The sequence below is a fragment of the Alcanivorax limicola genome (genome assembly GCF_019931215.1).
GTDB lineage: Bacteria > Pseudomonadota > Gammaproteobacteria > Pseudomonadales > Alcanivoracaceae > Isoalcanivorax > Isoalcanivorax limicola.
In genome coordinates this window covers 528,922-553,716 of the sequence record NZ_JAIOUB010000003.1, presented here as the reverse complement: position 1 = coordinate 553,716, position 24,795 = coordinate 528,922, and the positions used below count along the sequence as shown (strand labels likewise).

General features: G+C 62.5%; 21 protein-coding genes and 2 tRNA genes. 12 read left to right on the top strand and 11 right to left on the bottom strand.

The features are described 5' to 3' along the window. Nucleotides 1-171 precede the first annotated feature (171 nt). From K8B33_RS12630 to K8B33_RS12620, 3 genes are read left to right on the top strand one after another with little or no spacing between them, the layout of a single operon-like run. Complete coding sequence (locus K8B33_RS12630; protein WP_223427029.1) at nt 172-861, top strand: hypothetical protein; 690 nt, start codon at nt 172-174, stop codon at nt 859-861. After that, on the top strand, nt 858-2,798 hold the full coding sequence (gene mnmC / locus K8B33_RS12625) for a bifunctional tRNA (5-methylaminomethyl-2-thiouridine)(34)-methyltransferase MnmD/FAD-dependent 5-carboxymethylaminomethyl-2-thiouridine(34) oxidoreductase MnmC (protein ID WP_223427028.1): 1,941 nt from the start codon (nt 858-860) through the stop codon (nt 2,796-2,798). Before K8B33_RS12630 ends, mnmC begins: the two co-directional genes overlap by 4 nt. Next, nucleotides 2,795-3,184: an MAPEG family protein gene (locus tag K8B33_RS12620; protein WP_223427027.1), complete on the top strand. Its 390-nt coding sequence runs from the start codon at nt 2,795-2,797 to the stop codon at nt 3,182-3,184. Before mnmC ends, K8B33_RS12620 begins: the two co-directional genes overlap by 4 nt. Nucleotides 3,185-3,244: 60 nt before the next feature. Here the strand turns inward: K8B33_RS12620 and K8B33_RS12615 are convergent, their stop codons facing one another. Further along, complete coding sequence (locus K8B33_RS12615; protein ID WP_223427022.1) at nt 3,245-3,493, bottom strand: YheU family protein; 249 nt, start codon at nt 3,491-3,493, stop codon at nt 3,245-3,247. Nucleotides 3,494-3,617: 124 nt separating this feature from the next. Then, complete coding sequence (locus tag K8B33_RS12610; RefSeq protein ID WP_223427021.1) at nt 3,618-5,138, bottom strand: flavin-containing monooxygenase; 1,521 nt, start codon at nt 5,136-5,138, stop codon at nt 3,618-3,620. A gap of 134 nt (nt 5,139-5,272) precedes the next feature. On the opposite strand from K8B33_RS12610, the gene K8B33_RS12605 reads away from it, so the two are divergent. Further along, nucleotides 5,273-5,947 carry a TetR/AcrR family transcriptional regulator gene (locus tag K8B33_RS12605; protein WP_223427020.1) on the top strand — a complete coding sequence of 225 codons (675 nt, stop codon included), beginning with the start codon at nt 5,273-5,275 and terminating at the stop codon, nt 5,945-5,947. A 19-nt stretch (nt 5,948-5,966) separates the two neighbouring features. On the opposite strand, the gene K8B33_RS12600 is transcribed toward K8B33_RS12605, so the two are convergent. From K8B33_RS12600 to K8B33_RS12590, 3 genes are all read right to left on the bottom strand, one after another. Continuing rightward, nucleotides 5,967-7,085: an alkane 1-monooxygenase gene (locus K8B33_RS12600; protein ID WP_223427019.1), complete on the bottom strand. Its 1,119-nt coding sequence runs from the start codon at nt 7,083-7,085 to the stop codon at nt 5,967-5,969. A 152-nt stretch (nt 7,086-7,237) separates the two neighbouring features. Then, a tRNA-Gly gene (locus K8B33_RS12595) sits at nt 7,238-7,312 on the bottom strand. A 1-nt stretch (nt 7,313) separates the two neighbouring features. Then, nucleotides 7,314-7,389 (bottom strand) — tRNA-Glu (locus K8B33_RS12590). Nucleotides 7,390-7,540: 151 nt separating this feature from the next. On the opposite strand from K8B33_RS12590, the gene K8B33_RS12585 reads away from it, so the two are divergent. From K8B33_RS12585 to K8B33_RS12565, 5 genes are all read left to right on the top strand, one after another. Then, nucleotides 7,541-8,200 carry a glutathione S-transferase family protein gene (locus tag K8B33_RS12585; protein ID WP_223427018.1) on the top strand — a complete coding sequence of 220 codons (660 nt, stop codon included), beginning with the start codon at nt 7,541-7,543 and terminating at the stop codon, nt 8,198-8,200. Between the two features lie 77 nt (nt 8,201-8,277). After that, a complete protein-coding gene (locus tag K8B33_RS12580) occupies nt 8,278-8,916 on the top strand; it encodes a LuxR C-terminal-related transcriptional regulator (RefSeq protein WP_223427017.1) in 639 nt (212 codons plus the stop codon). 2 nt (nt 8,917-8,918) lie between these two features. Further along, nucleotides 8,919-10,838: a sensor histidine kinase gene (locus K8B33_RS12575; RefSeq protein ID WP_223427015.1), complete on the top strand. Its 1,920-nt coding sequence runs from the start codon at nt 8,919-8,921 to the stop codon at nt 10,836-10,838. A gap of 152 nt (nt 10,839-10,990) precedes the next feature. Continuing rightward, on the top strand, nt 10,991-12,460 hold the full coding sequence (locus K8B33_RS12570; protein ID WP_223427014.1) for an aldehyde dehydrogenase: 1,470 nt from the start codon (nt 10,991-10,993) through the stop codon (nt 12,458-12,460). A gap of 178 nt (nt 12,461-12,638) precedes the next feature. Further along, nucleotides 12,639-13,859, top strand: a complete 1,221-nt coding sequence (locus K8B33_RS12565; RefSeq protein ID WP_223427013.1) for a fibronectin type III domain-containing protein — start codon at nt 12,639-12,641, stop codon at nt 13,857-13,859. A gap of 17 nt (nt 13,860-13,876) precedes the next feature. Here K8B33_RS12565 and K8B33_RS12560 read toward each other — a convergent pair whose 3' ends face one another. The 3 genes from K8B33_RS12560 to K8B33_RS12550 all read right to left on the bottom strand — a co-directional run bounded on the left by K8B33_RS12560 (nt 13,877) and on the right by K8B33_RS12550 (nt 18,130). Continuing rightward, nucleotides 13,877-15,250, bottom strand: a complete 1,374-nt coding sequence (locus K8B33_RS12560; RefSeq protein ID WP_223427012.1) for a hypothetical protein — start codon at nt 15,248-15,250, stop codon at nt 13,877-13,879. Nucleotides 15,251-15,416: 166 nt separating this feature from the next. Further along, nucleotides 15,417-17,081, bottom strand: a complete 1,665-nt coding sequence (locus K8B33_RS12555) for an Lcl C-terminal domain-containing protein (protein ID WP_223427011.1) — start codon at nt 17,079-17,081, stop codon at nt 15,417-15,419. After that, nucleotides 17,078-18,130: an OmpA family protein gene (locus K8B33_RS12550; protein WP_223427010.1), complete on the bottom strand. Its 1,053-nt coding sequence runs from the start codon at nt 18,128-18,130 to the stop codon at nt 17,078-17,080. Before K8B33_RS12550 ends, K8B33_RS12555 begins: the two co-directional genes overlap by 4 nt. 284 nt (nt 18,131-18,414) lie before the next feature. On the opposite strand from K8B33_RS12550, the gene K8B33_RS12545 reads away from it, so the two are divergent. Continuing rightward, a complete protein-coding gene (locus tag K8B33_RS12545) occupies nt 18,415-19,266 on the top strand; it encodes an REP-associated tyrosine transposase (RefSeq protein ID WP_223427008.1) in 852 nt (283 codons plus the stop codon). 10 nt (nt 19,267-19,276) lie between these two features. Here the strand turns inward: K8B33_RS12545 and K8B33_RS12540 are convergent, their stop codons facing one another. Then, nucleotides 19,277-20,116 carry an enoyl-CoA hydratase/isomerase family protein gene (locus tag K8B33_RS12540; protein ID WP_223427005.1) on the bottom strand — a complete coding sequence of 280 codons (840 nt, stop codon included), beginning with the start codon at nt 20,114-20,116 and terminating at the stop codon, nt 19,277-19,279. A 49-nt stretch (nt 20,117-20,165) separates the two neighbouring features. Between K8B33_RS12540 and K8B33_RS12535 the strand changes: the two genes are divergently transcribed. Continuing rightward, the gene (locus K8B33_RS12535) at nt 20,166-20,756 is read left to right on the top strand and encodes a TetR/AcrR family transcriptional regulator (RefSeq protein ID WP_223427003.1); all 591 of its coding nucleotides are present in this window, start codon (nt 20,166-20,168) and stop codon (nt 20,754-20,756) included. A 126-nt stretch (nt 20,757-20,882) separates the two neighbouring features. Here the strand turns inward: K8B33_RS12535 and K8B33_RS12530 are convergent, their stop codons facing one another. Continuing rightward, on the bottom strand, nt 20,883-21,800 hold the full coding sequence (locus tag K8B33_RS12530) for a LysR family transcriptional regulator (protein ID WP_223427001.1): 918 nt from the start codon (nt 21,798-21,800) through the stop codon (nt 20,883-20,885). A gap of 103 nt (nt 21,801-21,903) precedes the next feature. Between K8B33_RS12530 and metE the strand changes: the two genes are divergently transcribed. Next, nucleotides 21,904-24,204 carry a 5-methyltetrahydropteroyltriglutamate--homocysteine S-methyltransferase gene (gene metE, locus K8B33_RS12525; protein ID WP_223427000.1) on the top strand — a complete coding sequence of 767 codons (2,301 nt, stop codon included), beginning with the start codon at nt 21,904-21,906 and terminating at the stop codon, nt 24,202-24,204. A gap of 142 nt (nt 24,205-24,346) precedes the next feature. On the opposite strand, the gene K8B33_RS12520 is transcribed toward metE, so the two are convergent. After that, entirely contained in the window at nt 24,347-24,775 is a 429-nt protein-coding gene (locus K8B33_RS12520) for a hypothetical protein (protein ID WP_223427152.1), read from the bottom strand. Nucleotides 24,776-24,795: the final 20 nt, after the last annotated feature.

The window sequence follows — 24,795 nt, the reverse complement described above, 5'->3', positions numbered from 1 at the left end:
CAGTCAGTGCACAAACCGGAACCCGTCTTGCCCGGAAAAGCGATATCACGGTGACATCACTCACTCTGTCGCGGCACAAATTCTGAGCACTGCATGACTGACAACGCGGCCCTCGGCTACAATGCACTGCTGACATTCCAGTCCCGGTGATCACACGAGGACCGCACCCTGATGACTCGCCCTGCCTATCGCTGCTTGCCTGTTGCACTGCTCTCTGTCGCCCTGCTTGTTGCTTCACTGGGCCTGTCCGGCTGCGCTCGGGAATACCTGAGCGACCAGGAGCGCATGAACGAACAGATTCCCTGGGAAATGCCTCCGGTGGATGTGGATCTGGATGCCTGGCAGGCACCGGCCACGCTCGGCGCGTTCACCTTCCAGGGCGAAATGCAGATGGATGAACGCGCATTGCGCCTGCTGCGCTACGTGCGGGCGCAGGAAGACGGCCGCGAGCAACGGCTGGACATTCATCTGTTTCCGATCCCGTCGGGGTGGGAAGACATGGCGCCCACGCGACGCGTGGCAGGCCAATATGGCCAGCAGCGCCAGAGCCTTGGCGAGCGTGCCGTGCAACGGGGCGCCCGGGAGGTGACGATCAGCGAAGAGCGGATGGATGTCGCCGCCCGGATCAGTCACCCCCTGGCCGTCGGCCACCTGCTGCAGCATTACGCCAGCGCCGATGCCCTCACCGTGCTGACCGTCACCGCCCTGCCGCCGATATTCCTGAGCGCAACAGCCACCGTCACGGTCACCGACCTGTCCGACAGCGAGCGAGACCAGCGCGGCACTGCGCTGGACGCTGATATGCGCACCGCATTACTGGAGTTTGCCGCCGCGAACACTGACGTCATCGCTGAAGAATGAGCGAGCGTTTTCCCCCGATCACGCCTGCCCGGCTCGACTGGCAGGCCAATGTTCCCGTCGCGCCGGAGTTCGGCGACCCCTATTTTTCCCGCGATGACGGGCCCGCAGAAACGCAGCATGTCTTCCTGCAAGGCAACCGGCTCAATGCGCGCTTTCGTGCTCTGCCGGCACGGGGCCGCTTTGTCATCGGCGAAACCGGCTTCGGCACCGGGCTCAATTTTCTCTGCGCAGCACAGGCCTTTCTGAAGGATGCACCGGCAGACGCGACGCTGCATTTTCTATCTGTGGAAAAGCATCCCCTGGGTCATGAGGACTTGCGCCGTGCCTTGCAGCACTGGCCCGCTTCTGCCGCGCTGGCAGCTGAACTCGCTGCGCACTACCCGCCTCTGACGCCCGGCTTCCACCGGCTCTCGCTCTCGGGCGGCCGCATCCTGCTGACCCTGATCTTCGCCGATGCCGTGACAGCGTTGTCAGAGACCCACGCCCGTGTCGATGCCTGGTTTCTGGATGGCTTTGCACCAGCCCGCAACCCGGACATGTGGTGCCCGCCGCTCTTTCAGCAACTGGCGCGACTGAGCGCGCCTGGCGCCAGCATTGCTACCTTTAGCGCCGCCGGGTTTGTCCGGCGCGGTTTGATTGCCGCGGGCTTTGCGATGCAGCGGGTGCCCGGCTTCGGACGAAAACGGGAAATGCTGACCGGGCACTTCGTCGGCCCAGGCAGCTGTTCGGACAGCGCTGATACACCACACTCGCAGCCACACTCCCAGCCACCATCACAGCCACCATGGCAGCCACAATCCGCACGCCCGGGTCAGGCCGCCATTGTCGGCGCCGGGCTCGCCGGTGCAACCTGCGCCCGAGCGCTCGCCGAGCGCGGCTGGCAGGTCACGGTGTTCGACCCCGCCGGTATCGCCAGCGGCGCCTCGGGCAATCTGGCCGGTGTGGTCTATACCACCCCCAGCGCCCACGCCACGGCGCAGAATCGCTTCTACCAGAGCAGCTATCTGCACACCTTGCACTGGCTCAACCGTCATGGTTTCCCGGCCCACTGCGACCAGGGCGCGCTGACCGGTGTCGCGCAATATCCGGCGGAAGCGCGCCATCAGGACAAGCAGCAGGCTGCCCTGCACAGCGGTCACTGGCCTGCCTCACTGTTACAACCTACGTCCGATGGCCGGGGGATCAACCTGCTGCGGGGCGGCTATATTTCGCCGCCGGACTGGTGCGCCCACCTGCTGGACCACCCCTTGATCCGTTTGCAGCAGCACGCCGTGTGTGCGCTGACCCCCGTCGATGGGGGCGGCTGGATAGTGCGTCATGATTCCGGCACCTCCAGCCAGGCGGACATCGTCGTCCTGGCCAACGCCGGTGCCGCTCGCGATCTGGTGGGCCTGCACTGGCTGCCCCTGAAGCTGATCCGTGGACAGGTGAGTTATTGTCAGGCCACCGAGGCCAGCCGGCAGTGGCAACAGGCCATCTGTCACAGCGGCTATCTGACGCCGGCGATTCGGGGCCTGCATTGCGTCGGCGCGACGTTCGATCTGCGGCGCCATGATATCGAGGTCGACCCGGATGATGACCAGCGCAACCTGACGGAGCTGCAGCAACAGCTCCCGGCATACTGGCATGCCCTGGGTGGCGAGAAGATCCACATCAGCGGGCAGCGCGTTGGCCTGCGCTGCCAGAGCACCGATTTCCTGCCCGTGGCCGGGCCGGTGCCCGACGCCACGGGCAATCCGCACCGGATGCTTCAGGGGGTGTATATGAGTGTAGCCCATGGCAGCCGTGGCATTACGGGCAGCACCCTGTGCGCCGAATTGATTGCGGCGCTTGTCAATGACGAGCCCCGCCCGGTGGACGAAGAGCTGGTGCGTGCGCTGGCGCCAGAACGCTTTATTCTCAGACAACGCAAAAAACAACCGGAGTGGACACCATGACTACCGCACTACTGCTACCCGTTACCGCCTTGTACACCGGCCTGTTCCTGCTGCTGATGACGGCGCTGGCCGCCAATGTCGTGCGCCAACGCCTGGGCGGCAAGGTCTCCCTCGGTGACGGCGGCAACAGAACGCTGACCCAGGCCATCCGTGCCCACGGCAATGCCGCCGAATACGTACCACTGGTGTTGATCGGTCTTGCCGTTCTGGAGCTCACAGGAGCCTCTGGCACCGCTCTGCATCTCTATGGCGGCGTCTTCTTTCTGGGGCGACTGTTGCATGCGGCGGGCATGACCCGGCCAAGCGCCGTCAACAAGGGACGTCAGGCGGGCATCGTGTTGAGCTGGCTGGTCATGGTGGGGATGGCGATACACTTGCTTGTTTGACAGTGACTGTTTGCCAGTGACGGCAGCAAGGCCCCGCGACTCGGCTGATCCGCCTGCCCGTCAGGGAAAGAGCGGATCTTCCGGCGGGGTCATGTCATTCAGCTGCTGCTTCGACATGATGGTAACGGACTCGGTGGCGTCGTCGAACCAGATCACGGCCTCGCCACGGCGTAGCAGCTGGCGCACCTGCTCGGCGCGGCGTTCCAGTGCCACCTCCTGCTCGCCGTAGTCGGTGCCATCACGGGATACGAACTCCTCGATCAGGTTCTGCAGGGTGTCAGCGCCGATTTCTTCCCAGGGTACAATCACAGCCCGGTCACTCCCGCGCCCCGTTTCTTCGTCGTTACCGTCATCTATGCGTCATCTGTCAGCAAAATATGGCGCTGATTATCGCACATCACAGCCGCAAAAACGCGCTGCATTCGCGCCCTGCTCACACAGTAGCGCGCCCTGGCTCATCTGCGGCCACATACCCGTCGCCGGACACACCATCAAACAGGTAGTCGCTGGCGTCGAAACGGCGCGCCCGCAGCCAGAACTGGAACGTGAAGCCCGGCCATAGCGCGGTGATCTTGCCGCTCTTGTGCTTGTACCAGCTGTCACACCCGGTGGACCAGATGGAATTGCCCAGACGGGCCTGCAGCCGCGCGTTGTAGCCCTGCTGCACGGACTCGCGCACTTCCAGCGTCCGGGAAACCTGTGCCTCCATCTCGCCAAGCAGACGCAGGATATAGCTGGCCTGGGTCTCGATCATGAACACCATGGAGCTGTGCCCCAGACCCGTGTTGGGACCCACGATCAGAAACAGGTTCGGAAACCCGTTGACCAGGGTGCCCAGATACGCCTCTTCGCCATCCTGCCAGATGTCCGCCAGGGTCTTGCCGTCGCGTCCGGTGACCACCGCGGCAATGGGGTTCTCGGTGGCATAGAAGCCGGTGCTGTAGATGATGGCGTCGATCTCGCGCTCCCGGCCATCCGCCGCCACGATACTGTGGGCGCGGATCTCGCGAATGCCGTCTGTGACCAGGCTGACATGGGGCTTCTGCAACGCCGGATACCAGTCGTTGGAGATCAGAATACGCTTGCAGCCAATGGTGTAATCCGGGGTCACCTGATCGCGCAGCGCCGGGTCCCTGACCTGCTTGCGGATGTGCCGCTCGGCCACTTTCTGGAACACTTTCATCAGCGCCGGGTGCAGCACCAGACCCATCACGCGGGCCTCGTGGCTCCAGTAGATGGCATTGCGATGCAGTCGGCGGCTGGCCGGAATCCGGCGAAACAGCACCTTTTCCAGCCCAGAATAGCCGCGATCCGGGCGCGGAATGATCCAGTTGGGCGTGCGCTGGTAGACGTCCAGCTGCCCCGCCACTTTGGCCACTTCCGGCACCAGCTGGATCGCTGACGCGCCGGTACCGATTACCGCGACGCGCTTGCCACTCAGATCGTAATCGTGATCCCAGCGAGACGAGTGGAAGGTCTTGCCCTTGAACTGCGCAACACCGGGAATCTCCGGGAGCTTCGGCTCGGCCAGACCGCCATTGCCCATCACCAGTGCGCGCGTGGTAAGACTGCCCTGGCTGGTGCGTACCGCCCAGACGTGGTGCTCTTCATCGTACTGCGCCGCCTCGAGCGTGTTGTCGAAACGAATGTGGCGCAGCAGGTCATAATCGGCGGCGATCTTGCGCAAATAGGCATACAGCTCCGGCTGAGTCGGGTATTTCCGCGACCAGTCCGGGTTTGGTGCAAAAGAGAAGGAATACAGGTGCGAAGGCACATCACAGGCGGCGCCAGGGTAATGGTTGTCGCGCCAGGTGCCACCGACATCCTGAGCCCGCTCCAGAATCACGAAATTATCGCGGCCCTGCTCCTTGAGCTTGATCGCCATGCACAGGCCGGCAAAGCCGCTGCCGATGATGGCGACATCGAATTCCGGGCTGGTCTTTTTGGTGTTCATGCTTCGATCCTCCGGGCGCCGGGGGCGCACTCGCCTGCAAGCAAACGTGACATTAGCTAAAAGTGACAGTCAGCCAAAGTGACAATGAATGATGTCACTTTACTTCTGACAATAAGCCATGTCAACATGGCGCCATGACACAGACCCCCAGCGCTTCCAAACCTGCCGCAAAGCCCAAGGCGACGGCCCGTGGCCGTGCCTATCGCGGCGTCAGCATTGAAAAGCGCCGTGCCGAGCGCCGGGAAAAACTGCTTCGGGCCGGCACGACGATCTTTGGCAGCGTCGGCTTTCACGGCACGTCGGTGCGTGCCATTTGTGCGGAGGCCGGGCTCACCGAACGCTATTTCTATGAGTCCTTCAGCAACAGCGACGCCCTGCTCAGTGAAATTTATGAACTGACCACCAGCCAGCTACGACAGCTGGTGAGCCGCGCCATTGCTTACCGCAGCGGCGAACCGGACGCGATGGCCGAGGCGGCCCTCACCGCCTACTTCGAATTTCTGCTCGACAACCCCCATTCGGCCCGCGTCATCATGGTCGAAATCATGGGGGTCAATCCGCAGATGGATGCACAGTATCGGCGCGTCATGGACGACTTCGCCAACTTCCTGGTCGCGGTATTCCGGGGCTTGCATCCGGAGCGCCGGCATCACGACACCCGGGATTATCTGTTGGCGACCGGGCTGATTGGCGCCATGGTCAACATGGCCATGCGCTGGATGCTCAATGGCTACCGGGAACCGGTTGCCGACGTGGTGCAAGCCGCCCGTTTCATTCTGATATCGGTCAACAATCAACTCAGCCAGTGATCATTCAATCGCTGGCCATTCAGTCGCTGGCCATGTTGATACGATTCATATCGCCCTTGTAGTGCGCGATAACGCGCTTGTCCATCACGTGAAACCACAGTGGCGGAATCCACGCCAGCACGATCATCGACGCATAGCCGCCGGGCAACTGTGGTGCCTCGTCAAAATGCCGCAACGATTGATAGGAGCGGGTCGGATAGGCGTGATGATCGGAATGCCGCTGCAACTGATAGAGGAAGATATTGGTCACCCGACGATTGCTGTTCCACGAGTGCTCGGGGCGACAGGGTTCGTAACGGCCATTGTCTTTCTTCTGCCTCAGCAGGCCGTAATGCTCCAGGTAATTCACCACTTCCAGCAACTGGAAACCGAACACTGACTGAATCAGCAGGAACGGCAGCACCACCCATCCCCACGCCACCAGTAGCGCGCCCCACAGCAGTATTGAGAGCCCCCAGGCCTGGAGATTGTGGTTCTCGATATGCCAGACAGACTTGTCCTCTTTTTCCAGCCGCTTTGCCTCCAGCTCCCAGGCCGAACGCAAGCTGCCAAAGACCGTGCGCGGCAGAAACCGGTAGAAACTTTCACCAAAACGGGACGAGGCAGGATCTTCCGGGGTCGACACACGCACATGATGCCCGCGGTTGTGCTCCACAAAAAAATGCCCGTAAAACACCGGCGCCAGCGCCAGCTTGGCCAGCCAGCGTTCGAAGCCGTTGGTCTTGTGGCCCAGCTCATGGGCGGTATTGATGGCAATCCCCATGGCCGTGCCCGTGGTAATGGCCAGGCCGAGATAGCTGTACCAGGGCAAGCTCGCTGTCGCGATAACCTGCGCGGCCACCAGAAACGCCCAGTACTGAAACACCACCGCCACCCAGACAGCAATGCGGTAATAGCGCTCCTGCTCCAGGCGTGGCACCACGGACTCTGGCGGGTTCTCGGTTTCCTCGCCGAGCATCACATCAAGTATCGGGATGACGATAAAGACAAAAAGGGGGCCAAACCACCAGAACACCGGATGCCCGGTGAGATTCACCAGGCCGATGGCGCCCAGGGGCAATAGCATGGTGAGCGTGCTCAGCAGCCACAGATAGCGGCGCTTGTCGGTCCAGTCCTGTTGCAGCATTGCCTCGGCCATGACACACCTCCGACTGTATATTTTTTATACAGACAGAATAGCGCCGGGTCGTCACGGCTGGCAATGCGTGGGCGGGTAGCTTTATGTAACGTCAGGTGCGGACGTCAGGCACAAAAAAAGCCGGCTCAATGAGCCGGCTTTCTCTGCGAATCTGGAGCGGGAAACGAGATTCGAACTCGCGACCCCAACCTTGGCAAGGTTGTGCTCTACCACTGAGCTATTCCCGCATGGCGTCCCCTAGGGGATTCGAACCCCTGTTACCGCCGTGAAAGGGCGGTGTCCTAGGCCTCTAGACGAAGGGGACGCTGATCACTGCCGGGCATCCCCGAAAGCGGCGCAAAGCATAACAGGCGCGGCGATGACGTCAAGGGAAAAATCGTTCGACGGTTGCTGCCATTGACCCCTGCCCGGCACCTTGTTCTGATAAGCCGCATCATGAACAGATGAGGCTCATCATGGCAATCAAACTCTATGGCGCGGCGCTGTCGCCCTTCGTCCGCAAGACCCGTGTGTTTCTGGGCGAAAAGGACATTCCCTTCGAATCGGTGCATGTCGATCCCTTCAATGCGCCGGAAGACTACAGCGACATCAACCCCCTGCGCCGCATCCCCGCCATGGAGCACGATGGCCGGCTGCTGGCCGACTCGGCCGTGATCTGCGCCTACCTGGAGCGCGCCTTCCCGGAGACACCCGCGCTCTATCCCGTGGACGCGGCGGATTACGCCCATGCCCTGTGGCTGGAGAAATACGCCGACTACGAGCTGGCCCCGCTGACCACCTTCACCGTATTCCGCAACCGGGTGATCATGAAGTTGATGGGCAAGCCCAGCGATGAAGAACGCATCGCGCGCGCCCTCACCGAAAAACTGCCGCCGCACTTCGCTTACCTGGAAAGCCAGATCAAGGGCCGGGAATGGCTGGCTGGTCCGCAGCTCTCCATCGCCGATATCGCCGTGGCGTCCCAGTTCGCCAACTTTGCCCACGGCGGCGAGCATCTCGATCCGCAGCAGTACCCGTCGCTGGCCGCGCATGTGGACAAGGTGCTCTCCCGGCCCAGCTTCAGCGCCCTGCTGGAGCGTGAAAACAGCTTCGTGGCCAAGCTGCGCGGCGGCTGACGCCTGCACTCTGCCTTATCCCCCCAAGGGCAGGTATGCTAGGGCAACACTGATAACAACCATTGGGGGGACCAGACGTGATCAGTCTGGCCATGGTGGAAGATGATCCGCAGTTCCGGCATGCGGTGCGCCGGGCTGTGGAGGCCACCGACGATATCCGGTTAACCGCCGAAGCCGGGAACTGCGCCCAGGCCAACACCTTGCTGGACGGACCCGCCCACGACGTGCTGCTGGTGGATCTGGGGCTGCCTGACGGCTCCGGCATCAGCGTCATTCAGGCCGCCCGCAGGCGCTGGCCGGATTGCGCCATCATGGTGGCCACCCTGTTTGACGAGGCCCAGCCGGTGCTGGACAGCGTGCGCGCTGGCGCCACCGGTTATCTGCTCAAGGACGCCCTGCCCCCACAGGTCGCTGCCCATATTCGCATGCTGCACCAGGGCGGCAGCCCGATCAGCCCCATGATTGCGCGGCATCTGCTGGTTGAAATCGCCCCGGAAACCCCGCAACCCGAGACCGCACTGTCAGCACAGGAGCGGAATGTCCTGGCGCTGATCAGCCAGGGCCATGCGATGGCGGACATCGCCCAGCGCCTGGGCGTCTCCCCCTGGACCGTACAGACGTATATCCGCCGCATTTATCAGAAGCTCGGGGTGAACTCGCGCGCCGGTGCCGTCAGCGAGGCCTGGCGGCTGAATCTGCTGGGCAGGCCAGACTGAGCATGGCCCCGGGCGCGCGGTTACTGTGGTGGGCCAGCCTGTGCCTGCTCTGCGCCGGCACGCACGCCGCCAACGCCGTGCATCAGGCCGAGCGCCTGACCCTCACTGCGGACAGCCCGCACTTCATGGCGCCACCGCCCCGAATCGACGTCCTCCCCGACACCGGCTGGCAGCGGGTCTCGCTACCCGATGTCGCCCTGCCTCGGGACGGCCAGGGTGAGGGCATCACCACCACCTGGTATCGGCTGCCCGTCCCCGCGCCCCACGACAACCCCACCCTCTACCTGCCCCGCTGGCAGACCGTGGGGCAGGTCGCGATCTATGGCGATGGCGTCCTCTTGTGGCGCTCATCGGGCGACCTGGTATGGAACGGTTTCAATCGGCCCGTCTGGCTGCCGCTGACACCCCTGGATGGCCGTGCCGCCCCCGGCGAACTGTTGATCAGGATGGATTCGGTCACCGGGTTGGGCGGCGGCCTGAGCCGGGTTTATCTGGACGATACAGACGCCCTGATCTGGCGCTACCGAACACGTCTGTGGCTGCAAGCGGTACTGCCCGGCGCCATCGCGCTGGTCTTCCTCACGCTTGCCGCCTTCGGGCTCAGCCTGCGCCACTCACGAGAAGACCGCACCCTGTCACGCCTGTTTCTGGCAGCCGCCCTGCTGTTTGCCCTGCGTGGCCTGCATTTCTCCGGGCCCCTGGATACCCGCCTGATGCCGTCAGACTGGTTCGGCTGGCTGACGGTCAACGCCCTGCTGGGGCTGGTTCTGGTCAGCCTGCTGTTCAATCTGCGCTTGTGCCAGCGCCGGCTGCCCTGGCTGGAATACACCCTGGGAGGCTCCCTCCTGCTGGCGTTGCTCACCAGCCTGCCGCTGTTTCAGGCGTCCGAGCAGATTGTCGCCCTGGCAGGGGCCACCTACGGTATCGCCCTGTTGCTCTCGTCAGGGGCTTTCACGCTGGTGGCAGTTCTGGCCTGGCGCAGCGGCATCCGCTCGGCGCAAGTGCTGGCCACCTGTAATCTGATCGGTTTGCCGCTGGCCGCCCATGACCTGCTGCTGATGCAATACCAGATCAATCTGGAACATCCTTATCTGCTGGTGTACTGGGAAATCACCTTCTGCCTGCTGTTCAGCCAGATTCTGTACCGCCGCTACCGGCAAGGGGTGGACGCCCTGGAGCATCATCGCCGCATCCTTGCGGACACGCTGGCCCGTCGTGAACAGGAGCTGGACGCCAGCTACCGCAAGCTGCGCGAAGTGGAACAGCGGGAACTGCTGGCGCTGGAACGGCAGCGGCTGATGCGCGACATGCACGATGGCCTGGGCGCCACCCTGACCAACGCCCTGCACATCGCACAGCAGCATCGCGGCGAGGACGACACCCTGACCCGAACACTGCAGGAGGGCATCGACGAGCTCAGGCAGACCCTGGACTCACTGACCCCGGTCGGTAACGACCTGACCACCTCGCTGGCAACACTGCGTTATCGCTTGCAGCCCCGACTCGAAGCCGCCGGACTGACGCTGCACTGGAGCATGGACGCCCTGCCGGCACAGCACACGCTGACCGCAGAGCACATTCGCCATGTGCTGAGCATTCTTCAGGAAGCCATCACCAATATTCTCAAGCACAACCGCGCCGACACCCTGCATTTCAGCACCCGGATGGATCACGGCGACGTACTCATCGAACTCACCGACAACGGCACGCCGTTCTCGCCCCAGAACTTGTCTACTGCCGAGCGTTCGTCTACTGCCGAGACCTCGTCTGTTGAGAGGCACGGCCGAGGGCTGACCAATATTCTCAGCCGCGCTGCCGCGATCCAGGCCCAGGCCAGCTGGCAACCTGACACCGTCGGCACCCGCTTCACATTGCGCATCCCCGGCACGCACCCAACACACCACCAACCAATACCGCATTAAACTGCGTTCTGAGGCGTGTCTTTTTTATCAAACCGTCTAGACGCCTGATAACTTTTTGTATAGTTACGGCGCGAACCGTCACTTTCTGTGCCTCCGGCTGATGCTTTCGGTCAATCAGGCTCCCCCCCACCGCTAGAGTGCGCCCGCTCCCCATGGAACACTCGTGGGTCACTTCCGCTGCTGCATACACATACACCATCAGGAGGCCAAGCGTGGGCGCATTACCGGAGAGCCATATCTCAAGCCAGACAGAAGACTGGGCCGCAGAGGCTGTTGCCCGGCAACGGCGTTACTTTGAATCCGGCGCCACGCGAAGCCTGGCCTTTCGAATGCAACAACTGCGCACGTTGAAAGACGCCATCGTTGAATACCAGAGTGACATACAGGACGCTCTGAAAGCCGACATCGGCCGCCCGCCATTCGAAGCCTATATCGAGATCAGCACAGCCATCGAAGATCTCAAGCACACGCTCAAACACCTGAAAGGCTGGATGAAGCCGCGCCGTGTCAGCACGTCCATGTGGGCGCAACCCGGCCGCAGCCGAATTGAATCGACACCGCAGGGCGTGACCTTTCTGCTCGGGCCTTACAACTACCCGTTCCTGCTGCTGATCCAGCCACTGATCGGCAGCATCGCCGCCGGCAATACCGCCGTGCTGAAACCGTCATCGCTGAACCCTACCGTGGCCGATGTGGTCGAGAAGATCATCAAGCGGTGTTTCAGCGAGGAGTATGTGTGCGTCTTCAAGGGCAGCACTGAAGTGACCAACGTGCTGCTGGAACAGCGTTTCGATCATATCTTCTTTACCGGCAGCCCCCGCGTGGGCCGCATTGTCATGGCCGCTGCCGCGAAACATCTGACCAAAGTCACGCTGGAACTGGGCGGCAAGAGCCCCACCATCGTGCACAAGGATGCCAACCTGAAAGTGGCGGCCCGCCGTATCCTGGCCGGCAAGATGCTCAATGTCGGGCAGACCTGCGTGGCGCCGGATCATGTCCATGTACACGAAGACATCAAGGAAGCGTTCGAGCAGACCCTGGTCGCCACCCTGAAAGAATTCTATGGCGACGATCCGAGCCAGAGCCCGGATCTGGGGCGCATGATCAATGAACGTCATTTTGATCGTGTGGCGGGCCTGATCGACACCGGCAAGGTGCTCGCCGGTGGCCAGACCGACCGCGCACAGAAATACATCGCGCCGACCTTGCTCAAGGATGTGACGATGGATGATCTGATCATGCAGGAGGAAATCTTCGGGCCGGTGCTGCCGCTGCTCACCTACCGTTCTATCGAGGAGCTGGTAGGCAATCTGAAAAAACTGCCAGAGCATCCGCTGGCCCTGTACCTGTTCACGGCCAGCGAACAGGTGGAACGGCAAGTGCTCGACAGCACGCAGTTTGGCGGCGGCTGCATCAACAATACCGTGATGCACGTGGCCAACCCGAACCTGCCGTTTGGCGGTGTGGGGGAAAGCGGCATGGGCGCCTATCACGGCAAGAATTCGTTCGATGTCTTCTCGCACCAGCGCGGTATTCTCAAGGCCACCACGCTGTTCGACATCAAGTTTCGTTATGCACCTTACAAGGACAAGGTGAATCTGATCAGGAAGATGATTCGCTGAAGCTGCGCGCTCAGGCGCGGCCATCGCCGCGCTCGAGGTCCAGTGCGATACCGGCCAGCAACTGACCATCACTGCGGCCGCCTGTGGCACCGGGCCCTCGCGTGTTACCTCGTTTGTGTGGTACCAATCCCCCGCTCCCCCCCATAACATGTCCGGACGATTGCTATGGAGAGACCCTATGTCACGCAGACACCTCGCCCTGCCGGCCGGAACGCTCGCCGCCAGCCTTGCTGCAACTGCCCTGCTTGCGGCCTGTGGCGGCGGTTCATCGTCGTCCGACCACCACATCTCCGTGGACGCCCCTGAGGGCCTTTCCGCCACCCCGGGCAATGCCGAGGTCACCGTTGAATGGGATCCGGTGGACGACGCCGACAGCTATAACCTTTACTGGGCTCCCGCCGCGACAGGCCTTGATATGGAGAACCCTGGTGCCGGCGACGCCGGTTGGCAGCCCTCGGTCACCAGCCCGCACACCGTTACCGAGCTCGAGAATCACCAGAATGTCGTGTTTGTGGTGACAGCCGTCGCCGAGGGCCGGGAAAGCGAGCCCAGTGACGAGGTCACCGCGCTACCGGCCCCACCACTTTCCGGCTACTCGATTGAAACGAACGACAGCACCTTGCCCGCAGGGGATTACGACATGCTGGGCGCGTCCTGCGGTGCGCAGCGCATTCCGGTCAGCGGCGGCCTGCGCGTCATGAACGTGGACAGCGACACACGGCCTGGCTTGCATGTTCAGGAGTCATGGCCGACTCAGGTCGATCTCGGTGGCGGTAATATCCATAATGTCTGGGCGATCAAGGCGCTCAATGACAGTGGCAGTGACCGAGAGATCAGGGCCTATGCCATTTGCATTGAGCCACCGGACGATCTCGAAACCCTGAGCCGTGAGATCACTCTGGCAGCGGGCGAAACGCGCTCGGAAAACCTCGATTGCGCAGAGAGCAGCGGGCGCGTCATGCTGGGTGCAGGTGTTTCCCACGACACCGGATCCACCAGCCCGAACGTCAGGATTAACGGTTCGGAGCCTGCCTTCACCCGGAATGGTCGATGGTCCTTCCGACTGGCCAACGACAGCGCCGTGACGCGCACTGTCACGTTGCACGGGTTCTGTGCCCTGCAACCGCTGGGCTACAGGAGAGGGGGCAGCGGTGGCCCGCTCATTGACGGGGGCGCCTACGATCACGACACATCCGCTTGCAACTCGATACTCTACGACGAGAACTCGGTCGTGCTGGCGGGCGCACACCGGGGCCACGGCGCATACAGTGCCTCATTGCGCCTGGAGCAGAGCTACCCGAGCGACGACGGCACACGCTGGAGCGCTGGCGTCTTCCACACAGGCGACGACAGAATGCCCTGGTATCGCGCCCCGCTGTGCGCCATCCGGGAACCGTAAATCACATCGATAAAAGGCTACTGCCTGCGCACCTGTAACTGGTAGGCGCCCTGCTCGGGGCTGAAGGCTCGGGCAATCAGCAGGTACTCACCCGCAGGCAGGTCGACGTTGAGGCGTGCATCGGTACCGGTGCCGCCATCATCGTCATGCCAGGCACCAGCGTCCCCGTACAGCTCCAGAAAAGCATCCAGTTCCTGCGACCGCATTTCCACAATATAGCGGCCCGGCTCGGGGACGATCAGGCGATAGTGATCGGCGTCAGCGATCAGGCGATGGCTGCTGTCGACACCCGGGCGGAGCGACGGCAGACCGTTCACCGCCTCGGCCAGCACAAACGGTGCCACCGTGGCACTGAGTTCGAACAGGCCTTCCTGGCCGCTGATGTCGCTGGCCATCACCTGATAGGTGCCGGGAGCCAGCAGCGCATCAATCCGGGCATTGAGGTCCTCGCCACCATCGTCGTCGGCGTGCGCCACGCCGTTGCCGGCCAGTTCCAGATAGGGGTCCAGCAGCGGCGAGGTCATGTCGATCTGCACCCGGGACAGTGCATCCACCACCAGGGTGTAGGTCAGCGCGGCCCCGGCCATCCAGCCCTCGACGGTCTCGCCCGGCCGCAGCGGGCCGCTCTGTCGCAGCGAGACGCCTTCAGGCACCGGCAGTGTCGTCACGGCCAGGGTGTACAGGCCCCGGCTATGCTGCTGGGTCCAGCCCGCATCGATCTCGTAGCGCCCCGGCGCCAGATAGGCGGTCAGTCGCGCATCCAGCCCACCGGCGCTGTCATCGTCTTCCTGGTGTAACGGTTCACCGTCGTCCGTCGTGCCACGCAGGGTCAGATAAGCATCCAGTGCCTCGGAGCGCATGGTGATCTGGTAAAGGCCGGGTTCTGTCACGGCCAGGGAGTAGGTATCTACCGCGCCATCAAGCCAGCCGGCACGCTCGTCGCCCGCCTCAAGCGGCCCACCCTGTGCGACCGTCAGCAAGCGACTGCTGACACGAAAAGGCCCGTAGCTGCGGTGGTCCTGGCCACTGACGCCCAACAGGTAAAGGCCCGTCTCGTCGGCACGATGACTGAGAGCAACCGGGTCAGCCCCCACCTGGCTCGCCGCCAGAAACTCACCGTCCGGCCCCTGTAGCGAGAGGCTGCCCTGCAACGCCCCCGTCACCTCGAAGCGCGCAACCTGCCCCGCCTCCAACGGCACGGCAAAACGCTGGAAGCGGCTGCCGTCGTTGACGTTGTAGTGACTGCGCGAGGTCAACTCGCCACGCCGGGTTTCCCCGGGGTTCAGGCGATCTGCCGCGCTGTCTGCGCCACCGACCAGCCGCTGCTGGCAAGCCCCCAGGGCCAGTGCGGCGCCCACTATCCCGAGCATGACTCCATTGCGAAGCGTCATTCCCATCATCTTCCCCATCCCGAGTGCGTCTGCAATTATGAACCGACGTGATTCTGACACACCCTTGGATGGCACGGTGAGGCGTTGTTAACACCCCGTGAACATCAAAAACAGACTTTGCGGCACGCCGCCGGAACCGGCCCGGGGATAGCACGGGCCGGGCCGCTTACTGCGCCGCCCGCACCAGCAACGTCCGGTTATTGCCATCAATGAGGCTCCGGGTCACATTGGCCCCGACGTCAATCTTCCACGCGTTGTTGTCATTCGCGCTGTAGGGCGTGGACGTCCAGACAGATCCGGTAAGCCCGGGGAAGACGACTGCGTTAACCACCCCGCCCGCACAACGCTGTTCCGTAATTGAAAGCAGCTCCTTCACATTGGGTAATCGCCAGTCGTTGTGACCCGCAAAACCCGCACCTGAATCGGATGCATTGACCGTCTGGGCCCGTTGCAAAGCCTGCTGCCAGTTAAAGGAACCTCCACCACCGCCGCAGGTGTTATTGCTACTGTTCCAGGTTTGCCCTTCAACGCACCGTTTCCACATCAGTCCGGTGGGCGTATGGGTCACCGTACCGTCACCATGGTCAACGAAATCCGCCGTCGGCGTGCTCGCCAGCATATGCGAATTCTCCGTACCAGCGCAGGTTGTCGCACCACCGACCAATGGCTCCCCACCCGCCACCAGACGCACACCATGAGCAGCACCGTCCTTGCTGTGAGAGTTGTAGGCGCCTGTCCAGTTGAGGATGGCCCGCGCCAGATCAGAGCGGGAGGCCAGCGTCGCTGCCGACCAGTACTGGTTCACCATCATGTTCGGAAAGTATTCCGTATCCAGTGCCGGGCCGCTGCTGCGCCCGTAATGAACAACAGACTGCAATGCCACCCGGTCAGGCAGACGCCAATCTCTCACACCGCACAGGCCGTTCCCCTCATTCAGCGCATTGATGGCGGCCACATAAGCCTGAGTATCGCAGGCGCTGCCCGCGCAAGTGCCGCCGTCGAGCCTGCCAGCATCCCCGCCGTTCGTGTCCGGGTCGGTGTTGTACCAGGTGTAGGTATGCCCGCCATGACGCAACTGCCCGGCGTCATCGAGTTTGACCTCCCAGATCAGCCCGGTCACGTTGTCGCGGGTGCAGGCCCAGTCGTTAGGCCCATCACCCGGCGTCGGGTTCTCCGGGCATTCGCCAAAACCGGCGGTCGCACCGCTGCCGCAAAGGCGAGTAAAGTCGAAGCCCGCCGCGCCCGCACCGATTTTCTGAAAGTTCTGATCATCACGCGCCTGGGCATCCCGGCCGTGAACCGCGTCCTGCCCGGGGTAACTGGCAACCGCCGCACTATAGCAGGGAAGACTCGCCCCGGAGCTGGGTGCACACGTAACAACACCGGTATCATTCAGCCCCCCCACCGGCATAAACGGCTGCGGTGTCGCCGTGACCTGTTCGCTGCCCGCGCTCTCGGCCTGTCCGTTTAACGCCGTGACTCGGAAATAGTAGATCGTACCGTTTTCCAACCCGGTCACTGTGTAAGGGCTTGTCACATCCAGCACCAGTTCCGCACCGGGAATGCTGCCGTGGTTATCGATGTCATCAATGCTTTCTGTGGCGTAGTAGAGGTGGTATCCGGTGGCATCACTGACGGAATCCCAGCGGATGGCCACCTTGCTGTCGCCCGCCTGCGCCTGCACATTCTCCGGCGGCTCCCCTGCCATGTCTCCCGGGGAGATGCCCACACGAGACTCTGCGCCGCAGCCCGCCAGCGTCAACGCCAACGCCAACGCAAGCAAGGCTCCGAAGACGCGCGATGTGGTGGTACCGAGTGCGTTACGATTCATTGCTCGTCTCCTCCCGGCAAGGTGATGTCGACCCGGCGGTTCAATGCCCGGCCTTCCGGCGTGTCGTTGTCGGCCAGCGGCTCGCGACTGCCTGCACCGCTGACCCGCAAGCGCTCCGCCGCGATGCCTTGCCCCATCAGCAGCGCCGCTACCGCTCTGGCCCGCCCCAGCGCAAGCTGCTCGTTGTATTCCTCCGGTCCCTGATTGTCGGTATGGCCCCGCACGATCACCCTCGCCTCGGAATGACGATCCAGATAGGTGACGATCTGGTCCAGTTCGGTCGTGGTCGGCTCGCGCTCACCAAAATGAAAGGTCAGCACACCGATGGTGAACGGGAAAGCATGGGTGTCAGGCGCCGTATCGGGCTCCGGAGCGGACGGGGGTGACATGGGAGAAGCAACAGGCGCTGGTTCGGGCAAGGGTTCGGCCACCCGTTGATCTGTTGCAGCCGGACCACGACCGACATAACGCACGAGCGCCAGGCTGATCAGATCGGTGTCATCCGGACCGACCTGATAGCGGTCCCAGCCAAGCCGCATGCGCCAAGGGCCAGGGCTGCGCCATTCCAGCCCGGCGCCCCAAGTCGGGTCGGTGCCGGTAAAGCGCTTGCGCGTCTGCGCACGCAGGCTGTATTCCCAGTGAAACAGACCGCCGCGCAACCATAGACTCATGTGATCGGTAAAAGGGTATCGTGCCAGCAGCGCCACTTCCGCGCCGTTACCCGAGGCTGGCGCCACATCCCCCAGATCGTCAACGCTGATCGCGCCGACGTTCTGAAAATCACTGTCGGGGGTATCCAGATGCACATAGGCCCCTTCCAGCAACAGATAACGCCAGCCGTATCCAGCCAGCACCTTGCCTGCCAGGCGATCCTCATCCTCCACCTGCGCAGTGCCGGGAATACCGGCGGCGGCCATGCGCTCCATCACGGTGGCACTGTCAATATCGGTCATCGCCCAACCCAGAGCACCTCCCAGATAAAACCCCTGCCCGGCCTGTGCCGGCAGCATCGCTGCCAGCAGGCAACCTGTCAGGAAAAAGCGAAACATCAGCAAACACCCCAAGCCTGAATCATGCATTTTTTATGATCAGCGTCATTATGCGCAGTAACGCTCGGGGTGACATGTCCCTCGAACAAGGGACATGTCAGGTTTTCAACGCGCTATGAGGACGGGGTCAGGTCTCACATTTCACATTGCAGGCAGGCAGGCAGGCAGGCAGGCAGGCAAAAAGTAAGCTTCCGCTTACCTATCTTTCCATCTCTGGCTGACAAACACCTCGCCGCACTGATGGCACACTGCTAACGGGTTGATCAGCATGGGTACCGAAGCAGATGGCCAGACCACTTCGTATCGAGTTCGCCGGGGCGCTCTATCATGTCACCGCGCGCGGCAATGCTCGGGCCGACATATACAACGACTCCGCAGACAGACACCGCTTTCTGAATATACTCACCGAGGTCTGTAAACGTTGCCGCTGGCACTGTCACGCCTGGTGCCTGATGGATAATCACTACCACCTGCTTGTGGAAACAGGCTCGGCCACCCTGTCCTCCGGCATGCGTCAGCTCAATGGCATTTACTCCCAATATTTCAACCGCCGACATCAGCGTGCCGGGCATCTTTTTCAAGGGCGCTACAAATCCATTCTCGTGGAAAAAGAAAGTTACCTCCTGGAGCTGGCACGATACATTGTGCTCAATCCGGTACGGGCAGGGATGGTGCAGGAGGCTGGCGAATGGCGGTGGAGCAGCTATCGGGCGACGGCGGGCCTGGCACCGCTGCATCCCTGCCTGACCAGGGATTGGGTTTTAGCGCACTTCGGCAGCCGTTTGGGCGAAGCTACCCGGCGCTACAAACAGTTCGTACGCGACGGCAAAAAACAGCCCGCGCCCTGGGTACAGCTCAAAAATCAGATTTACCTCGGTTCCGACGCCTTCATTGAACACATGCATGCCGCACTCGACGCTGAACATCCGCTGACAGAGATTCCTCGCGCTCAACAGCTCACTCCCATCAAGCCGTTGAGCTGCTATGAGACACACCATGACGACCGGAAGGATGCCATGGCGCGGGCCTGGCTTGATGGTCACTATACGCTCGCGACGATTGGGGAATACTTCGGCGTGAGCCGCAGTTCTGTCAGTCGGGCCGTAAAGGCGCTTCGTGGAAAATGTGAGACCTGACCCTGACGATCTAGCGCTTTATCGCTGCTTGAATCGCGCGGACTGCGTCACGGTGGCTCTGCGGTGTAAAGCAGATCGGTTCCGCAAATTCTTCCATCACAATGGCCTGATCCCAGGGCATGTCGACCACCTTGCGCATCTGTACCTTGGCCATTTCCACCACGTTGGCCGGTAATGCGCAGACCCGGTTTGCCCAGGCGCGTGCCTCGTCGAGGAGGCGGTCGTGCGGCACTACGCGATTCACCAATCCCAGTTCCAGTGAACGCTCGGCAGACAGTCGTTCTCCGGCGATGAACAGCTCCATCGCTTTCTGGTAGCCGAGTCGGCGCGTCAACTGCCAGTTGCATCCGACTTCCGGCACCAGACCAATGGCGGCGAATGCCAGCACCAGTCTGGCGCGCTCGGAGGCCAATAGATAATCCGAGGCAAACGCAAACGATAGCCCCACGCCAGCGGCGGGTCCGTTCAGGGCCGAGATCACATACTTGTCGCTCTGTGCCAGCAACCGCGCCACGCCACCAAACTGGCGACGAATCCAGCGCCAGACTGTTACGGCGCCTTCATCCCCGCGCCGCAGGGATTCTTCTGCCATCAGGATAAAATCCAGATCGCCCCCCGCGCAGAACGCCGGATCAGCGCCGGTAAGAATGATGACGCGCACGTCGGGTGCATCCATCAAGGGACGCAACGCCTGCTGCAGCTGATAGCACAGCACCGGCGTCAGGGAATTGAGTCGCTCGGGATTGTTCAGGGTCACGGTAGCTACCCTGCCGTCGCTGGACACCTCCACATAGCGGTGCGTGTCCGCCTCACACTCCCGGATCAGGTCAGCATAGGTTTTTTCATTCATCACAGGGTCCTCTTTTCATATTAGAGATTAGTCTCTATAATTATCACCCATGGGACGACCAGGCAAGTTCACCATCGACGTCGTGCTGGACGCTGCACTTGAGGTGCTGGAGCGGGACGGCATGCGCGCACTCACCATGACTCGGGTATGCGAGCAACTGAACGCACCCAGCGGGTCCTTGTACCATCGCTTTCCGTCACGGGATGCGTTGTTGGTCGCCCTGTGGCTGCGCTGCGCGGAACGCTTCCAGAGCGGCCTTGAAGCGGTTTTGCTGGAACATGAGGATCCCCGTACAGCAGCCCATGCGGCGGTGCATCATTTTATTAACCGCACTCGAACGCATCGGGCCGAAGCACTGGTACTGATGGCCTGGCGGCGTGAAGACCTGCTCGGCGAGCCCTGGCCGGCCGCCGTGCGCAAACGCGCCGAAGCCCTGGCCGCCGATCACCTCCGCGTCGCCAAGGATTTCGCCAAACGCCTCTGGCCCAAAGGCAAAGGCGATCTGGCACGACTCAACTATGCGCTGGCAGGCCTGCCCCTCGCTGCCGTGCTTGATGAGTTGCGCGGCGGCAGACCGATGTACGACGCCGCTGACTGGGTCATTACTGCGATGGATGCCGTATTGCAGGATTGCTGGTAACAAAGGCAGAAAAGCAGGGGTCAGGTCTCACATTTCACACGGGATGCCGCCCCGACAGTTGATGGACGAAGATAAAGATCCACTCCTTATCCGATGGGAAATGTGAGACCTGACCCCCACTAATGCTCAGCGCGGCATGCGAATGCCGCTGAGATCGCGAAAGCACAGCTCCCGCGCCATGGCGAGAAAATCCTGGATGTAGGCGGCCTGCTCTTCTTCCACACGCACCGCCGCATAGAGCGTGCGCCACACGCCGTCCTCGCCCAGGCGACACGTCGCCAGCAGTTTCTGTGACAAATATTCCGTCAACGCCCAGTTCGGCAACGCCGCGACACCGCGGCCGCTGGCGACCAGCTGCGCCATCATCGGCGTCAGTTCGGCCGTGCGTAGTGCAGCCGGTTCGACGCCCGCCGGATCAAGAAAGGCCGTAAACACATCCAGCCGATCCCGCTCCACCGGGTAGGTGATCAGGGTCTGGTCAGCGAGTTGTGCCGGGCGCACAAAGCGTGCCGCCGCCAGCGGCGCATCGCGGGCCACCGCCAGCACCAATTCATAGCGGAACAGCGGGATATAACTCACCGCCTCCATCTCGATCGGGTCCGACGTAATCACCAGATCCAGATCACCGCGCACCAGCGCCGGCAGCGGCGCAAACGAAAAGCCCGCCGACAGGTCCAGTTGCACTTCCGGCCATTGGCCGCGAAACACATCCAGCGTCGGCATCAGCCACTGGAAACAGGAATGGCATTCGATAGCCAGATGCAGCCGCCCGGTCTGCCCCGCAGCCAGTCGCTTCAGCTCGCGTTCGGTGCCGCGCAAGCGCGGCAGCACCTCGTCGGCCAGGGCAAGGAGGCGCAGCCCGGCCGTGGTAAACCGCACCGGGCGGGTGCGCCGGTTCAGCAGTTGCAGCCCCAGACGGTCCTCCAGGTCGCGCAACTGGTGCGACAGGGCAGACTGGGTGACATGCAGCCGCTCGGCGGCCTCCACCAGACTGCCGCCCTCGCGAATGGCGGTCAGGGTCTCCAGGTGGCGAATCTCTATCATGATGAACAAATCTCATAGTATGGATGCGTATGTTGATTTTTACTCAACAAGCATACCTAGCACAATAGCGGCCATCGTTCATCAACCATGGAAAAGACCGCACATGAGCAGCCAACGCCCGACCCTGCACAACCTGGGCTTCCCCCGTATCGGCGCCCACCGCGAACTGAAGAAGGCCCAGGAGGCCTACTGGGCTGGCACCCTGCAAGCCTCCGAACTGGCCCATGTGGGCCGCGAACTGCGTGCCCGCCACTGGGCCGCCCAGGCCGAGGCCGGGCTGGACACCGTGCCGGTGGGCGATTTCGCCTGGTATGACCAGATTCTGGAATGGACCACTCTGCTCGGTGCGGTGCCGCCGCGCTTCAACCAGCCCGAAGATCAGCCGGTCGGCCTGGACACCCTGTTTCGCATGGCCCGTGGCCGGGCGCCCAGCGGCGAACCGGCGGCCGCCTGCGAGATGACCAAGTGGTTTGATACCAACTACCACTACATCGTGCCGGAGCTGCATCCGGAACAGACCTTCCGCATTGCCCGCGAGGAGCTGTTCCAGCAGGTCAGCGAGGCACAGCAGCAGGGGCATCAGGCGCGGCCGGTGATCCCCGGCCCGCTGACCTGGCTGTATCTGGGCAAGGGCGACGCGTATGACGGGGCCGCCGACGCAGCCAAACTGGACCTGCTGGCGCGGCTGATCCCGGTGTACCGCGAGGTGCTCAAGCGCCTGGCGGCTCAGGGCGTGACCTGGGTGCAGATCGACGAGCCGATTCTGGTGCTGGACCTGCCGGAGGCCTGGCAGCGGGCTTTCGTGCGCGTCTATGAACAACTCGCCGCCAGCCCGGTGAAACTGCTGCTGGCGACCTATTTCGGCGGCCTGGACGACAACCTGTTCACCACCCTGGCGTTGCCGGTGGCGGGTCTGCACCTGGACCTGGTGCGCGCGCCGGAGCAACTGGCGGCGGTACTGCCGCGTCTGCGCGACGATCAGGTGCTGTCCGCCGGGATCATCAACGGCCGCAATATCTGGCGCACCGATCTCGACGCCGCGCTGAACACGCTGAAACCCGCCGCCGAGGCGCTGGGCGAGCGCCTGTGGCTGGCACCGTCCTGCTCGCTGCTGCATGTGCCGGTGGATCTGGCGCACGAGAAAAAACTGGATGACGAACTGAAGAGCTGGCTCAGCTTTGCGCATCAGAAGCTGGATGAACTGGCGCTGCTGGGCCAGGCACTGACCGATCCGGATGTCTGCGCCGAGGCGCTGCACGCCCAGCGCGAGGCGCTGGCTGCACGACGTGCCTCGCCACGCATCCACAATCCCGCCGTGCAAGAGCGCTTTCGTCGCATCGGTGAGATCAGCCAGCAGCGCACGCCCTTCGCCGAACGCATCGCCCTGCAACAGGCCGCATTGAAGCTGCCTGCTTACCCCACCACCACCATCGGCTCCTTCCCGCAGACGCGGGAGATCCGCGCACTGCGCCGGGACTGGAAGAAAGGCGCGCTGGATGACAACGGCTACAACGAAGCCATTCGCGCCGAAGTCACCCGCTGCATCCGCTTCCAGGAACAGGCCGGACTGGACGTGCTCGTACACGGCGAACCGGAACGCAACGACATGGTGGAGTATTTCGGCGAGCTGCTCGACGGCTTTGCCTTCACCCAAAACGGCTGGGTGCAGAGCTACGGCTCACGTTGCGTGAAGCCGCCGGTCATCTTTGGCGACGTATCGCGCCCCGCGCCGATGACAGTAGCGTGGACAGCGTTTGCGCAGTCGCTCACCGACAAGCCGGTCAAGGGCATGCTCACCGGCCCGGTGACGATCCTGCAATGGTCCTTCGTGCGTGATGACCAGCCGCGCCAGCGCACCTGCGAACAACTGGCACTGGCGTTGCGCGATGAAGTGAACGACCTGGAGGCCGCCGGCATCCATGTTATCCAGATCGACGAACCCGCGTTCCGCGAAGGCCTGCCCCTGCGCCGCGCGGACTGGGGCGCCTACCTGGACTGGGCTGTGGCCTGTTTCCGCCTGAGCACCACCGGCGTGCAGGACAGCACCCAGATTCACACGCACATGTGCTATTCAGAGTTCAACGACATCATCGAAGCGATTGCCGCACTGGACGCGGACGTGATCACCATCGAGACATCCCGCTCGAACATGGAGTTGCTGGAAGCGTTTGAGAAATTCCACTATCCCAACGACATCGGCCCGGGCGTGTACGACATTCACTCGCCGAACATTCCCGAGGTGGACTGGATGGTGAACCTGATGCAAAAGGCAGCACGGCAGTTGCCGGCAGAACGGCTCTGGGTCAATCCCGATTGCGGGCTGAAGACGCGCGGCTGGCCGGAAACCGAAGAGGCCCTGCTGGCCATGGTGGAAGCGGCGCGGCAACTGCGCAGCGCCGCCTGAAAAACCGGGGGTCAGGTCTCAAAAACCGGGGGTCAGGTCTCACATTTCTCATCGGTCCGGAAAAACCGGGGGTCGGGTCTCACATTTCTCATCGGTCCGTGAAATGTGAGACCTGACCCCCAGTGCTCGCCAGTGCTGGGGTTCAGGCGATGGCGCCTTCCCGTGCCCACTCGCAACGCACGCGCAAGGGTTCCTCGCCCGGCTCGTGGCAGACATCCGCACACTCCCAGACAAAGGTGTGGTGCCCGGCGAGCTCGGTTTCCAGATGGACTACAGCGCTGACCCAGTACATCTGTTTCAGCAACGCCTCGAACTTGTGAATCCAGTGTTCCCACTCGTATTCCACCGCCTGGTAGGACATGCCGAAGTGGATGACCTGGGTCTGGAAGGTCCCGCCCATCAGGTCATCGCCCGGCACGGCAAACATTTCGCGGCACAGAAATGGCCACTCATCCGCTTGCGGCAACTGGCGAATTACCCGGCGATTGTGCACACAGCTGGTGCGGCGCTGCAGGGTGTCGCCGAAGGGCAGATGCTTGATGCACCCGTAGACAATTGACTCGGATTCCATGCGTCTCATTCAGACTCCGC